The following is a 15074-nucleotide window of genomic DNA, read 5'->3' as shown; positions in this document are numbered from 1 at the left end:
GCCGCTCGAGCCGCTCAGGAGAAGGGGGGTCGGGCGTCCCGGGCGACCGAGCGCCTGCCGGCCCAGCGCCAGACCCGGGCCGCGCGGTCGCGGTCCTCGTCGGTCACGAGGTTGCCCATCCAGCGCAGCGCCAGGGTCATCAGCCAGTCCGAGCGCATGCCCGCAGGGCCCAACGCCCTCAGCAGCCCGGGCACGGTGACCAGGCCGGCCAGGCGGCGCGCGATCGAGAACGCCTCGCCGTAGTGCGCACGCAGCAGCGCCGGCCAGGCGGTGGCGAGGTCGTCGCCCTGCTCGATCAGCTCGGCCACCAGCCGGCCGCCCTCGAGCCCGTAGTCGATCCCCTCGCCGTTGAGCGGGTTGACGCACGCGGCCGCGTCGCCGACCAGCGCCCAGTTGGGCCCGGCCACGCCGGTGACGGCGCCTCCCATCGGCAGCAGCGCGCTCGTCGGCACCCGCAGCTCGCCGGCGAGCCTGAAGTCCTCGCGGCGCAGCTCGGCGTACTGCCTCATCAGCGGCCTGACGGCCAGGTCGGCGGGGCGCTTGCTGGTGGCAAGCGTGCCGACGCCGAGGTTCACCTCGCCGGTACCGAGCGGGAAGATCCAGCCGTAGCCGGCCAGCACTTTCTGGTTCTCGTCGCGCAGCTCGAGGTGGCTGCTGATCCAGGGATCGTCGCTCAGCTCGCTGGCGACGTAGGAGCGGCCGGCCACGCCGTAGACGGTGTCGCGGTGCCACTCCCGGCCGAGCACCTTCCCCAGCGGCGAGCGGACGCCGTCGGCAACCACGAGGGTGCGGCAGCCGATCTCGCGCGGGCCGTCGTCGGTCTTGAACACCACAGCCTCGACCCGGCCGCCGGCCCGGCGTACGTCGACCGCCCGGACGCCGTCCACCGCCGTGGCACCGGCCTTGATCGCGGTGGTGCGCAGGTGGTCGTCGAGCTCGGTGCGGGCCACCGCCGAGCCCCAGTCGGGCAGCGTGCCGCCGGGCCATGGCAGCAGCAGGGTCTGGCCGAAACCGTGGGCCCGGAGCCCCCTGTTGACCGTGTGCGCGCGCAGCCAGTCCTCGAGGCCCAGCCGCTGCAGCTCGCCGACCGCGCGCGGGGTGAGCCCGTCGCCGCAGGTCTTGTCGCGCGGGAAGACCGCCGCATCGGCGATCACCACCTCGGCGCCCGCCCGGGCCGCCCAGGCGGCCGCGGCGGACCCGGCCGGCCCGGCGCCGACGACCAGGACGTCGGCGTACGTCGGCGGGCTGGTCACCCGCTCATTGTCTCAGGGGGTCCCGCGAGCGCCCCAATCGATCGGGGCCTGTTCGCCCCGACGGGGGTGGTGCCGGCTACTGCTCGCCGTCCTCGCCCTCCACGGGCGCGCCGTCGGCGCGGTGGTCCCCGCCTTGGCCCGCCACCGGCGGCGGGTCGCTGGTCGGATCGACGTCGGGCGCGGCGTGACGGCCGGGCTCTGGCGCGGTCTCACTCATGGGTGAGATGTACCCGAACTCGTCGATCCGGTCACGTCGACCCGCGGCGTGGATCGGGCCCAGCAGCACCGCCGGGTCGGCGGTTCCACCACGTCGCTCAGGCCTTCGGCCCTCGCTCAGTGGTAGGCCTTGTGCTGCAGCAGGTGCACCTTGGGGTTCGCGCAGCCCGTGGTCTTGTGCGGGATGAAGAAGGCGTGCGTCTCGTCGGGCACGTAGACCCGGAACCCGTCCACCTTGGTCGGCCGGCACACGTTCTTGGGGTACGGCGCGGTCGAGGTCTCGGACACCGCGCTGCGCACCTTCTCGCCCGGCTGGAGGACCGTCCTGGGGGTCTTGCTGGGCGTGCGGTCCGCCGGCGCGCCGATCTGGGTGCCGTTGCCACCGCCGACGTAGGACAGCCCGCCGTACCCCTGGACGAAGCAGGCATGGTCGGACACGTTGTGCAGGATGATCCGGCCGTAGACGTGGCTCATCCCCGCGTCGGTCGCCTTGTACTTGGCGCTCAGGTCGGCCTTGGTGCACTCGGGCGCCGAACGCGCCGCAGCGTCGTGGCCGGTGGCCGCGGTCCCGGCCGGCGCGAACATCAGCACGCTCCCGGCGGCCGCCGCGGCGACCACGGTCGCGGCGAGGCTCCAGACCGGAACCTTGATACAGCGTTCCATGACCCCATCCTCCTGTGGACTCGCACTCGTCCGTCATCGAGTGTGACTCGCCCGGGGCCGGCGCAGTTGCTGACGGGGCTGAGTTTCGGCTGAGAAGTCGCCACGCCGGACAGTCCGACCGCGTCCCAGATCGCCAATTCCGGCGACCCGCGTGCGGCCGCTGCTGTGCCACGATGTCGGCCCACACCGTGACGGGGCTCAGCTGGCCGGACGATAACTCGGCTCGTCTGGCTGAGGAGGATTCAGCAGGATGTCCATTCTCCTCTACGCCCTGGGCCGAGCCATCGCCAGGCACCGCGGAATGGTTGTGGCTCTCTGGTTCCTGGTCCTCGTCGCCATCGGCGGGGCGGCAGCCACGCTGGGTGATCGGTACGACGACTCGTTCTCGATCCCGGGCACGCAGTCGCAGGAGGGTCAGGACCTGCTCGGCGAGCGGTTCGGGCTGACCGGGGCGGCCGGGCAGATCCTGTTCGAGGCCAAGAAGGGGAAGATCACGGACCAGGACAACGCCGCCGAGGTCGCCTCCCTGGTCAAGGCCATCGACAAGGTCGACGGCGTCTCGCTCAACAACCCCCTGAGCGCGACCACCCCGACGCTCAACAAGAGCGCCACCGCGACCCTCACCCAGATCCAGTTCGCCGACAAGGTGCCCTCCGACGAGACCCTCGACGAGGTCCAGGAGGCCGGCACGCCGAAGGCGTCCGCGCCGGTGACCACCTCGATCGGGGGCGACGCCTACAAGTACACCTCCGACCCGAGCAAGGTGCCCGAGCTGCTGGGGCTGCTCGTCTCCTTCTTCATCCTGGTCGCGACCTTCCGCGCGCTGATCCCCGCCGGGATGCCGATCCTCACCTCGCTGGTCGGCGTGGCCGTGACGATCACGTCGGTGATGGTCACCTCGCACGGGATCACCGTCTCGAGCACGGCCCCGACGCTCGCGGAGATGCTGGGGCTGGCGGTCGGCATCGACTACGCGCTGTTCATCCTGTCCCGCCACCGGGCCCAGCTCGCCGAGGGGCTCGACGTGGTCGAGTCCATGAGCCGCGCCCTGGCCACGGCCGGGAGCGCCGTGGTGTTCGCGGGGACCACGGTGATCATCGCCCTGGGCGGTCTGGCGGTAGCCGGGATCCCGGTGCTCACCGTGATGGGCGCCGGCGCGGCGTTCGCGGTGGCCGTGGCGGTGTCGGTCGCCCTCACGCTCCTCCCCGCGATCGCGCTGCTGCTCGGCGAGCGGCTGCGGCCGCGCCCGAGGAAGCCGCGCCGGCCGCGAAGCCGCAAGAAGACCGCCCGGCCGGCGAGCGCGCCCACGGCACCGCACGGCGTGGCGGTGCGGTGGGTGCGCACGGTCACGAAGGTCCCGGTCCTCACCGTGGTCGCGGTCGTGGTCCTGCTCGGGCTGGCCGCGGTCCCGGCTCTCGACCTGCGGCTCGCCCTTCCCGACAACAGCACGGCTCCCGAGGGCACACCCGCGCGGACGACGTACGACGACATCACCCGGGCGTTCGGCGAGGGCTACAACGCCCCGCTCGCCGTGGTCGCCGACATCATCACCAGCACCTCGCCCCAGGACACGGTCAGCGACCTCGCCGACGCGATCCGCAAGGTCCCCGGCGTGGTCGCGGTGCCCCAGTCGACGCCGGACCAGGGCGGCGACACCGCGCTGGTCCAGGTGATCCCCGAGGGCGGCCAGACCGATCCGGCGACGGCCGACCTGGTGACCGAGCTGCGCACCCAGGCGCCAGCGCTGGAGAAGGAGTACGGCGTCAGCGACATCATGGTGACCGGCCAGACCGCCGCGAACATCGACGCCTCCGACCGGCTCGGCGCGGCGCTGCTGCCCTTCGGGTCCATCGTCATCGGGCTCTCGCTGGTCCTGCTGATGGTCGTCTTCCGGTCCGTCGCCGTCCCGCTGAAGGCGACCCTCGGCTACCTGCTCTCGGTCGGCGCCGCGCTGGGTGCGGTCGTGGCGATCTTCCAGTGGGGCTGGGCCGACAGCGTGGTGCCGGGGCTGGCGGAGGGACCGATCGTCAGCTTCTTGCCGATCTTCGTGATGGGCGTGCTGTTCGGCCTGGCGATGGACTACGAGATGTTCCTGGTCTCCGCCATGCGCGAGCACTTCGTGCTCTCCGGCGACCCGCACGAGGCCGTGCACGACGGCTTCCGGGCCTCGGCCCGAGTGGTGACGGCCGCCGCACTCATCATGACCTCCGTCTTCATCGCCTTCGTGCCTGCCGGCACCGCGACGATCAAGCAGATCGCGCTCGGCCTGGCGGTGGGGGTCTTCGTCGACGCGTTCATCGTGCGGATGACCCTGGTGCCGGCCGTCCTGATGCTCCTGCGCCGCCGCGCATGGTGGCTGCCCGGCGGGCTGGCCCGCGGACTGCCCGAGGTCGACGTCGAAGGGGCCGCACTCCATCGGAAGGTCGCCTACGACGACTTCCGGGCGACCCACGACGGGATCATGCTGCTGGCGAGGGAGATCGCCGCGGAGCCGGGCGGTCCGGTGGTGGAGGTGGCCGCCCGGGCCGGCGAGGTCGGTCACGTCGCGGTCCCGGCCGGGGCGGACCCGACGGCCATCGCCCGCGTGCTGGCCGGTCGCCGCCCGGCCGCCGGGGGCGAGCTGGTCGTCGACGGGCTGCTGCTCCCCGAGCAGCGCGAGGCGGTCATCCAGCGCACCGCGCTGCTGGACCTGGCGGCGCTGGACCGGTCCGAGGGGTCGGTCGAGGACCGGGTCCGCGACCGGGTCCGGATGCTCAGCCTGTCGCGTCGCCGTCGTGACGAGCTGGCCGCCCGGGCGCAGCAGCAGGTCCGCGAGCTCGCCTCGGTGGTGACCCCGCGCGGCGCAGGCGGCGCCATCGCCTCTGCCGTGGTCGAGGCGGGGCTCGGCCTCACCCAGGAGGTCGACGTCTTCGTCCTCAGCGGCCTCGAGGGGCTGCCCGACGTCGACCGCGGGTCCGCGGAGCTGCTCGCCCGAACTCTGGCGGACCGGGGGGCCACCGTGCTGGTGGTGTCGGGGAGCACCGAACCCATGCTCGTGCCTGCGAGCCATCGATCAACGGCCGACCAGGCCCCTGTTCCCGACGTCGACGGATCAGTGAGGACCACACGATGAGTGACCAGGTGACCGGAGAGCTCCCCGGGGACCGGAAGGGCCAAGGGCCGCACTGGCGGCGAGTCGTCCTGGCCGGCGTACTGCTGCCGCTCGTCGCGGCGTCCCTGCTGATCTGGTCGGCCACCGGCCGCGAGGACCACATCGACAAGGTGCCCGTCGCGATCGTCAACAACGACACGATCATCACCAGCCCCCAGCCCATGGCCGCCGGCCGCTCGCTCACCGCCGCCCTGACCCACCCGGCGACCCCGAGCGAGAACCTCAAGTGGGTCCTCAGCGACGAGGACGACGCCACCGCGGGGCTCCAGAACGGTTCCTTCTACGCCGTGCTGACCATCCCGTCGGACTTCTCCAGCGCGATCCTCTCCAGCGGCACCGACCAGCCCGTGCAGGGCAAGGTGACGCTGGTCAGCAACGCCGCGGCGAGCACGACGATCCCCTATCTCAGCGAGCAGGTGGCGTCCGCCGCGGCGACGGCCCTGGGCAACCAGGTGACCGTCTCCTACCTCGGCAAGGTCTATGACGGGTTCAACTCCCTCGCGCAGGGCAACCAGCAGTCCGCCAGCGGGGCCGCGCAGCTCGCGGACGGCACCGAGCAGCTCGCCGCCGGGGCCGACCAGCTCGACGACGGCGCCGGCCAGCTGTCCGAGGGGCTCGACGAGCTGGCCTCGGGTGCCCGCCAGCTCGACGACGGCGCCGGCTCGGTCCGCAGCGGCGCCGCGCAGCTCGCCGACGGCGCGATCGGGCTGGCCTCGGGCACCCGGCGGCTCCACGACGGGCAGGTGCGGCTCGCGAACGGCGCCCGCACGCTGGCCCGCGACAGCGAGACGCTGGCTGCCCGCTCCCGCGAGCTGTCCGATGGCGCGCGCGCGGTCAAGGCTGGGGCGCGCGTCATCGCCGGCGGCTCCCGGCTGCTCTCGCACGAGGTGGCCCGGCTGGCCGCCCAGTGCGCGGGGGCCGGCGGCTCGGACGCTTTCTGCCGGGAGCTGGCCCGCGCCGCCGACCACACCGGCACCCTGGCATCGGCGGCTGCGCGGCTGGACCGGGGCGCGGGCCGGGTGTCCGACGGTGCCTCCGGACTGGCCACAGGCGCCGGTCGGCTCGCGCGCGGGAGCGACGAGCTCGCCGGATCCGCGCGGGCGCTCAGCGCCGCCGGCGGCAGGCTGAGCAGCGCGGCGAACGACCTGCAGGGCGGGGCCACCTCCCTCAGCCGCGGCGCGGCCCGGCTCGACCGCGCGGCCGGTGAGCTCGCGAGCGGCACGGAGGGGGCAGCCAGGGCCGGGAGGTCACTCGCGGCGGGCAGCGCCAGCCTGGCCTCGAGCGCCGGCCAGGCCGACGACGGCGCCCAGCAGCTGAGCAGCGGCCTGGCCCAGGCGGCCGCCCAGAGCCCGACCTACAGCGACGAGCTGCAGAAGGCCCTGAGCAGCGTGGTCAGCGAGCCCGTCCTGCTGACCCACAAGGTCCAGCACACCGCGCACGGGAACGGGTGGCTGATCGCGATGATCCTCGGGCTGATCCTCTGGCTCGCGGCCCTGGTCGCGGCGCTGACCCTCGACCTCTCCCCGATCACCCGCAACGCGATGGCCCCGGTCGGCTCGCGCGCGCTGACGATGGTCCACTCGTTCCCGGTGCTGGGCTTCGCGGTCCTCAACGCGGTCGCGGTGGTGGCCGCGCTGCTGCTCTTCCACCCGAGCGCCGCGGCGATCGTGCCGCTTGTCCTGCTGGTGGCCCTGGCAGCTGCGGCGTTCTGCCTGCTGGCCCTGGCGATGGTGCTGAAGTGGGGCCGGGTCGGCGTGGTGCTGTTCGTGCTGTTCCTGATCCTGCAGCTGGCGGCCTCCGGCAACGTGATCCCCCTGGAGACCGCGCCGGGCGTGCTGCGCACCCTCAACGGGATGCTGCCGCTGACCGCGTTCGTCAAGGGCGCGAGCCAACTGGTCTCGGGCGGCCACGTGGCGTCGTACGTCGCCGTCGTGGTCGTGCTCGGGGTTTGGTCGCTGGTCGCCGCGTTCGTGATGGTCTCCGCGGTGAAACGACGGCGGCTCCAGGATCCCGTGGTGCCGAGCCGGGCCCTGCTCAGCCCGGGGTGAGGCCGCGGCTCAGAAGTCCTGCGGCTGGGTGAAGAACCCGTCGGGGTCGTAGGTCGACCGGACCTGCGCGAGCCTGGCGGCATTGGCGCCGAAGTAGGCGTCCTGGTAGTCGGAGATGGTCGCGTCGGCATAGTTGACGTAGGCGTGGTTGCCCCAGTGCGGCACCATCGCGGCGCGGAAGCCGTGGACGTAGTCGTCGGCGTGGCCGGCGGTGCCGGGCGGGAAGGTCGCGGTGTACTGGACGGTCGCCAGCGCCGAGCGGTGCACGAAGGCGGTGCCGTCCGGGTCGATGTCGCGGACCTTGCCGCCGAGGGCGTCGATCGAGATGCCGGCCTCCTGGAGCCCGGAGGACTGCGCGGCGTCGACCTGCGAGAGCAGGTCGTCGATGCCCGCGGAGGTCAGCGGGTCGTAGGCGACGTGTGACGTGGCCGCGAAGGCCTCCCGGGTCAGCGACCCGCCCGGCCCGGTCGTGCACTGGGCGACGGGGATCGAGGCGCAGCCGGCATAGGACATCATCGCGTCGCGATAGCTGTGGCTGTGCGTCGACCGGGTGGTCGGCGTGGGGACGTGGTCGAGCAGCGCCGCCAGCTGCTGGTCGAAGGCGCTCGCGGGGCCGGTCCAGGTGCCGGAGAGCTGCAGGATCGCGCCACCGGCGTGCTTGCTGCCACCGAGCGCCTTGAGCGTCGACCACAGCCTGTCGTCCGCGCCCGGCGCCCACGACTGCCAGGCCTCGATCACCTGCGGCGCCGCCGAGACCGGCCACTGGAGGTAGACGGTCTGGAGCGTGGGCGCCGCCGACGTCTCGAGCGCGAACGACGTGACCACGCCGAGGTGTCCGCCACCGCCGCCGCGCAGCGCCCAGAACAGGTCCGGCTCCTCTTGCGTGCTGACCGTGCGGACCGAGCCGTCGGCGGTGACCACCTGCATCGACGTCACCGCGTCGCAGGTCAGGCCGAACGCCCGGGTCAGCACGCCCACTCCCCCGCCCAGCGTGAGCCCGGCGATGCCGACCGTCGCGCAGGACCCGGCGGCGATCGCCCGGCCCCGGCTCCCGAGCGTGTCGTAGACGCTCGCCAGGGCGGCCCCCGAGCCGATGGTGGCGGTGGCTCCGTCGAGGTGCACCTCGCTCAGCGGCCGGCAGTCGATGACCAGGGCCGGCGGCGAGCCGCCCGCGGACCAGCCCGGATAGCCGTGGCCACCGGACCTGATGGCCACCGGCACCGCGTGGTCGTGGGCGAAGGCCAGCCCGGCCGCGACGTCCTGGGGTGAGTGCACCGAGAGCACCGCGAGCGGCTTCTCGCCGTCGTACCGCGGGTTCTCGAGCAGGCGGACCTGGTCGTAGCCCGGGTCCGACGGCAGCACCAGGCTGCCTTGGACCGACCGGCCCAGCTGCGCCCAGTCGGCCCGGGTCGGCGCCGCGCCGGATGGGGAGCCGGACGGGGAGCCGCTCGGGACGCTGGCCGACCCCGCCGGGGAGCCGGGCGAGGGTGGCTCCGGCTCGGCGCCGCCGCCGGAGGAGCACGCCGCGAGGCCACCGAGAGCGGCGGCCACCAGGACGCCGCGCCGGGTGGGCCTGGGCTCGGGCGCCGTCATGGCCGGGCGACCTCCACGAACAGCGGACGGCCGACCTCCGGGTCGTCCATCAGCTGCTGGAGGTCCGTGGTGTTGCGCGAGATGGAGACCAGCAGCTTGCCGTCGGTGAGCGGGACCTCGGGGTGCGCGAGCGGTGCGTACTGCAGGTTCCCGCTGTCGACGCCGGACGGGGCGGAGACGCCCTGGTGCGGGGTCCACGGACCGGCCGGTGTGGTCGAGGTCCAGGAGTAGACGAGGTCGCCGAGGTCGCCGTCGCGCTTCGAGACGGCGACGAAGACGCCGTCGACCACGCTCACCGACAGGGTCTGTGACACCCCGCCCACGGCCGGCAGCGTGAGCGCCGCGGACCCGATCGCCGGCTGCCATCGCGAGCCGTCCCAGAACCGCCACTTGTCCCGGTTGCCCGGGTCGTCGACCGGCACCCGGGCGGCGTACAGCTCGCGGCCGAAGACGCCCTGCTGGTCCGGCAGCCGGGTGCCGTAGACGTAGTACCACTTCCCGTGCACCGTCGCCGCCGCACCCCAGTTCACCTGGTCGGTGGCGGTGTCGTCGGGGGTGATCTCGATGACCTCCTGCAGCTCGGGCACCCCGTCGGCGGCCACGGTGAACACGGCTGCCGAGGTCCCGAGGAAGGTGAAGTCGAGGTCGCCACCACTCCCACCGCGCTGGGTGCGCGCGCAGAGGACGACGAGCACGTCCTGCACCCCGGTGCCGGCGGCGGGGCCCACCGGCGGGAGCACCACGACCGACATCGGCCACCGGACGACGTCGTTCGACACGTCCGGGATGACCGGGCCGTTGCCGCGCACCCGGAGCTGCGAGACACAGCTTCCCGAGGAGACGAGCATCGAGTTGGCCACGATGCGCGGCGAGAAGTCACCGGTGCGGACGGTGTCGCCGAAGACCCACACGAGCCGCCCGTCGCTCAGCCGGGCGCTGGCACCGATGTCGCCGGCCTGCCAGGCGGGCAGGTCCGAGGACGACACGACCTTGTTGACCAGGTCGGCGGTGATCTTCGGGGACGTCGTCGCGGTCGGGCAGTCGGGTTCGAGCCGCGCGGCCGTGGCAGCGGCGGGCTCCTTGTCCGAGGTGCCGGCCGAGCCGCAGCCAGCGCCCACGAGGACCAGCGCCCCGGCCACGGCCCTCAGCAGGCGCCGCGACGCGGCGCCGGCGCGTGGTCCCATGCGAGGCATGTTCCCACCACCTGGACCCGGTCCCGGCTCGCGGTCAGACGTGCGCGACGACCAGGGTGACGATGTAGGCCAGGTAGGCCCCGACGAAGAGCCCGCCCTCGATCCGGCTCAGCGTGCGCCTGGTCCAGAACGCCGGCACGCAGGCCAGGGCGGCGCCGACCATCAGCACCAGGTCCCCGGCGAGCACCTCGTCGGGCACCGACAGCTCGGTGGGGGATGCGAGCACCGTGGGGCCGAGCACGAGCGCGATGTTGAAGACGTTGGAGCCCATCAGGTTCCCGATCGCGATCGCGCGGTCCCCCCGGACCGTGGAGACGACGGTCGTGACCAGCTCCGGCGCAGAGGTCCCGACGGCGACGATGGTCAGGCCGACCAGGGCATCGGACATCCCCAGGTCCAGGGCGATCGTCGTGGCCCCGTCGACCAGCAGCTCGGCTCCGACCAGGACGCCGACGAGGCCCGCCACGAGGACGGCGACCGTCGGGGCGACCCGTCCAGGAGGCCCACTTCCTCCGCCCTCGTCCTCGTGCCCCGTGGACAGCTGGTCCGGTCCGGGCCGGTCTGCTCCACGAGTGGTGACGATGACCGATCCGAAGTAGCCGAGCCCGTAGGCCGTCAGCGCCACGCCGTCCACGAGGGACAACGATCCGTCCCGCGCCAGGACGAAGAGCAGCACCGATGCGAGCGCGGCCGCCGGCAGGTCGACGCGCAAGGTGCGCGACTCGAACCGGATCGGGACGAGCAGGGCGGCGATGCCCAGGACCAGCAGGGTGTTGACCAGGTTGGTCCCTACGATGTTGCCGACCGCCAGCTCTCCGTTGCCGTCGCGGACGGCGCTGAGCCCGATCGCGAGCTCCGGCAGGCTCGTTCCCAGCGAGACGACGGTCATGCCGATCACCAGCGGGCCCACTCCGAGCCGGGCCGCGAGCCGGGAGCCGCCCCGCACGACGCCGTCCGCGCCGAGGACCAGAAGGGCCAGACCTGCTACGAAGGACAGGACTGCGACGGCGCTCATCGGCCGTCATCGTGCCCCACCGGGCGCGGCAACGGCCACCGCCGCCGGCACCGCCAGGTCGGCGCGTGGGGGCTGAGGAGACGGCACGGCCCCCAGCAGCCGTTGGCTGCTGGGGGCCGACCGTCGTGCTCAGTTCTGGTAGGACCCGAAGTCGAAGTCCTCCAGGGCGACCGCCTGGCCGCCGGAGCCGGCGAACTCGTAGTCGTAGGAGTCGTAGCCGGTCACGGAGTACGCCGCGGCGCGGGCCTCCTCGGTGGGCTCCACCCGGATGTTGCGGTACCGCTCGAGGCCGGTGCCCGCCGGGATCAGCTTGCCGATGATGACGTTCTCCTTCAGGCCGCGCAGCGCGTCGGAGCGTCCGTGGATCGCCGCGTCGGTGAGGACGCGGGTGGTCTCCTGGAAGGAGGCCGCGGACAGCCACGACTCGGTCGCGAGCGAGGCCTTGGTGATACCCATGAGCTCCGGGCGACCCGAGGCCGGCTTGCCGCCCTCGGAGACCACGCGCCGGTTCTCCTCCTCGAAGGAGACCCGGTCCTGCAGGTCGGACGGCAGCATCCGGGTGTCCCCCGACTCGAGCACCGTGATCCGGCGCAGCATCTGCCGCACGATGATCTCGATGTGCTTGTCGTGGATCGCGACACCCTGCGACCGGTAGACGGCCTGCACCTCGTCGACGAGGTGCTGCTGGGTCTTGCGGACACCGAGGATGCGCAGGACCTCCTTGGGGTCCGGTGTCCCGACGACCAGCTGGTCCCCGACCTCGATGTGGTCGCCGTCGGCGACCCGCAGGCGCGAGCGCCGGCTGACGGGGTACTCCTGGACGTCGGAGCCGTCGTCGGGGGTCACCCGCACGACGCGCGCCTTGTCGGTCTCCTCGATCTCGACCCGGCCGGCGACCTCGCTGATCGGCGAGACACCCTTGGGTGAGCGCGCCTCGAACAGCTCCACCACGCGGGGCAGACCCTGCGTGATGTCGTCGGCCGAGGCCACACCACCGGTGTGGAAGGTGCGCATCGTCAGCTGGGTGCCGGGCTCGCCGATCGACTGGGCCGCGATGATGCCCACGGCCTCACCGATGTCGACCAGCTTGCCGGTGGCCAGCGAGCGCCCGTAGCACTTGGCGCAGGTGCCGGTCTTGGCGTCGCAGGTGAGCACGGAGCGGACCGTCACCTCCTCGACGCCGGCGGCCACGAGCTCGCCGATCCGGACGTCGCCGAGGTCCTCGCCCGCCGACACCAGCACCTCGCCGGTGGTCGGGTGGGTGACGTCCACGGCCGCGGTCCGGGCGTAGGCAGAGGTCTCGACGTTGTCGTCCTTGCGGACGGTGCCGTCCTCGCGCTTGACCCCGATCCGCTTGACCAGGCCACGCTCGGTGCCGCAGTCGTCCTCGCGGATGATGACGTCCTGGGAGACGTCCACGAGGCGTCGGGTCAGGTAACCCGAGTCGGCCGTCCGCAGCGCGGTGTCGGCCAGACCCTTGCGGGCACCGTGGGTCGCGATGAAGTACTCGACCACCGTGAGGCCCTCACGGAAGTTCGACTTGATCGGGCGGGGGATGATCTCGCCCTTCGGGTTGGCCACCAGGCCACGCATCGCGGCGACCTGCCGGATCTGGTTCATGTTTCCGGAGGCACCCGAGTCGACCATCATGAAGATGGGGTTGGACCGGTCGAAGTTCTCCTCCATCGCGTCGCCGACCTTGCTGGACGCGTCGGTCCAGATCTCGATCAGCTCCTGGCGCCGCTCGTCGTCGGTGATCAGGCCGCGCTCGAACTGCTTCTGGATGTTCGCGGCCTGCTTCTCGAAGCCCGCGAGGATCTCGGCCTTCGAGTCCGGGGTGACGACGTCCTCGATCGAGACCGTGACACCGGACCGGGTGGCCCAGTAGAAGCCGGCGTCCTTGAGGGCGTCGAGCGAGGCGGCCACCTCGAGCTTGGTGTAGCGCTCGGCCAGGTCGTTGACGATCGCGCCCAGCGCCTTCTTGCCCACTTCGTAGTTCACGTAGGGGTAGTCGGCGGGCAGGGTGTCGTTGAACAGCGACCGGCCCAGGGTGGTCTCCAGGGTGAGGGGCTGGCCCTCCTCCCAGTCGCCGTCGAAGCCGAGGGGCGGCACCACGTCGGTGTGGCGGATCTTCACCTTGCTCTGCAGGGTGACCTCGCCGCGGTCGAAGGCCATGATGGCCTCGGCCGGCGAGCTGAACGCCCGGCCCTCGCCCTTCTCACCGTCGCGCTCGGCGGTGAGCCAGAACAGGCCGATGATCATGTCCTGCGAGGGCATGGTCACCGGACGGCCGTCGGACGGCTTGAGGATGTTGTTGGTCGACAGCATCAGGATCCGGGCCTCGGCCTGCGCCTCCGCGGAGAGCGGCAGGTGCACGGCCATCTGGTCACCGTCGAAGTCGGCGTTGAACGCGCCGCAGACGAGCGGGTGGATCTGGATGGCCTTGCCCTCGATCAGCTGCGGCTCGAAGGCCTGGATGCCGAGACGGTGCAGGGTCGGTGCGCGGTTGAGCAGCACCGGGTGCTCCATGATCACCTCTTCGAGCACGTCCCAGACCATCGCGTAGCGCGAGAGCCCGGACGTCGCCCGCTCCACCATCCGCTTGGCGGACTTGATGTTCTGGGCGTGGGAGAGGTCGACCAGCCGCTTCATGACGAAGGGCTTGAACAGCTCCAGCGCCATCATCTTGGGCAGGCCGCACTGGTGCAGCTTGAGCTGCGGACCCGACACGATCACCGAGCGGCCGGAGTAGTCGACGCGCTTGCCGAGGAGGTTCTGGCGGAACCGGCCCTGCTTGCCCTTGAGCATGTCCGAGAGCGACTTCAGCGGCCGGTTGCCCGGTCCGGTGACCGGACGCCCGCGGCGGCCGTTGTCGAACAGCGAGTCGACGGCCTCCTGGAGCATCCGCTTCTCGTTGTTGACGATGATCTCGGGCGCGCCGAGGTCGAGCAGCCTCTTGAGCCGGTTGTTGCGGTTGATCACGCGGCGGTAGAGGTCGTTGAGGTCCGAGGTCGCGAACCGGCCACCGTCGAGCTGCACCATCGGGCGCAGGTCCGGCGGGATCACCGGGACGGCGTCGAGCACCATGCCCTGCGGCTGGTTGCCGGTCTTGCGGAACGCGTCGACGACCTTGAGCCGCTTGAGCGCCCGGACCTTCTTCTGGCCCTTGCCGGTGGCGATGGTCTCGCGCAGCGACTCCACCTCGGCGGCGATGTCGAAGTCCTCGAGCCGCTTCTGGATCGCCGTGGCGCCCATGTGGCCCTCGAAGTACTTGCCGAACCAGTTCTTCATCTCCCGGTAGAGCATCTCGTCGCCCATGAGGTCCTGGACCTTGAGCGCCTTGAAGGTGCTCCAGACCTCCTCGAGGCGGTCGATCTCGCGCTGCGCGCGGTCGCGCAGCTGCTTCATCTCCCGCTCGGCGCCGTCCTTGACCTTGCGGCGCTGGTCGGCCTTGGCCCCCTCGGCCTCGAGGGCCGCGAGGTCCTCCTCGAGCTTCTTGGTGCGGTCCTCGATGGACTGGTCGCGGCGCTTCTCGAGCCGCTCCCGCTCCAGGCCGACCTTGTTCTCGAGCGAGGCGAGGTCCTTGTGCCGGGCGTCCTCGTCGACGGAGGTGATCATGTACGCCGCGAAGTAGATGACCTTCTCGAGGTCCTTCGGGGCGAGGTCGAGCAGGTAGCCGAGCCGGCTCGGGACACCCTTGAAGTACCAGATGTGGGTGACCGGGGCGGCCAGCTCGATGTGGCCCATCCGCTCGCGGCGGACCTTGGAGCGAGTGACCTCGACACCGCAGCGCTCGCAGATGATGCCCTTGAAGCGCACCCGCTTGTACTTGCCGCAGTAGCACTCCCAGTCCCGGGTGGGACCGAAGATCTTCTCGCAGAAGAGGCCGTCACGCTCGGGCTTGAGCGTGCGGTAGTTGATGGTCTCCGGCTTCTTGACCTC

9 protein-coding genes are annotated in these 15074 nt (G+C 72.2%); 2 read left to right on the top strand and 7 right to left on the bottom strand.

Features of this window, described 5'->3' with window-relative positions:
- Positions 1–14: 14 nt before the first annotated feature.
- From VFV89_RS11765 to VFV89_RS11755, 3 genes are all read right to left on the bottom strand, one after another.
- A complete protein-coding gene (locus VFV89_RS11765; RefSeq protein ID WP_329706129.1) occupies positions 15–1253 on the bottom strand; it encodes a geranylgeranyl reductase family protein in 1239 nt (412 codons plus the stop codon).
- Between the two features lie 76 nt (positions 1254–1329).
- The gene (locus VFV89_RS11760) at positions 1330–1470 is read right to left on the bottom strand and encodes a hypothetical protein (RefSeq protein ID WP_329706128.1); all 141 of its coding nucleotides are present in this window, start codon (positions 1468–1470) and stop codon (positions 1330–1332) included.
- Between the two features lie 116 nt (positions 1471–1586).
- The gene (locus tag VFV89_RS11755) at positions 1587–2132 is read right to left on the bottom strand and encodes a DUF4232 domain-containing protein (RefSeq protein ID WP_329706127.1); all 546 of its coding nucleotides are present in this window, start codon (positions 2130–2132) and stop codon (positions 1587–1589) included.
- Between the two features lie 250 nt (positions 2133–2382).
- Here VFV89_RS11755 and VFV89_RS11750 point away from each other — a divergent pair, with 250 nt between their 5' ends.
- Both VFV89_RS11750 and VFV89_RS11745 read left to right on the top strand, forming a co-directional pair.
- Complete coding sequence (locus VFV89_RS11750) at positions 2383–5244, top strand: MMPL family transporter (protein WP_329706126.1); 2862 nt, start codon at positions 2383–2385, stop codon at positions 5242–5244.
- Positions 5241–7331 (top strand): ABC transporter permease, encoded by a 2091-nt coding sequence (locus VFV89_RS11745; RefSeq protein ID WP_329706125.1) that lies wholly within the window; start codon positions 5241–5243, stop codon positions 7329–7331. The genes VFV89_RS11750 and VFV89_RS11745 overlap by 4 nt, the downstream gene beginning before the upstream one ends.
- A 9-nt stretch (positions 7332–7340) precedes the next feature.
- On the opposite strand, the gene VFV89_RS11740 is transcribed toward VFV89_RS11745, so the two are convergent.
- The 4 genes from VFV89_RS11740 to VFV89_RS11725 form a co-directional block, all read right to left on the bottom strand.
- Positions 7341–8924 carry an FAD-binding oxidoreductase gene (locus VFV89_RS11740; RefSeq protein WP_329706124.1) on the bottom strand — a complete coding sequence of 528 codons (1584 nt, stop codon included), beginning with the start codon at positions 8922–8924 and terminating at the stop codon, positions 7341–7343.
- Positions 8921–10108, bottom strand: a complete 1188-nt coding sequence (locus tag VFV89_RS11735; protein WP_329706123.1) for a hypothetical protein — start codon at positions 10106–10108, stop codon at positions 8921–8923. The genes VFV89_RS11740 and VFV89_RS11735 overlap by 4 nt, the downstream gene beginning before the upstream one ends.
- A 43-nt stretch (positions 10109–10151) precedes the next feature.
- Positions 10152–11132: a calcium/sodium antiporter gene (locus tag VFV89_RS11730; RefSeq protein ID WP_329706122.1), complete on the bottom strand. Its 981-nt coding sequence runs from the start codon at positions 11130–11132 to the stop codon at positions 10152–10154.
- 129 nt (positions 11133–11261) lie between these two features.
- The coding region (locus VFV89_RS11725) for a DNA-directed RNA polymerase subunit beta' (protein WP_329706121.1) at positions 11262–15074 on the bottom strand (3813 nt) is incomplete at its 5' end.

It is taken from the genome of Nocardioides sp., assembly GCF_036274455.1.
In the GTDB taxonomy this organism is placed as follows: domain Bacteria; phylum Actinomycetota; class Actinomycetes; order Propionibacteriales; family Nocardioidaceae; genus Nocardioides.
Note: the sequence above shows the minus strand (reverse complement) of the source record. Positions and strands in the feature narration are given on the sequence as shown.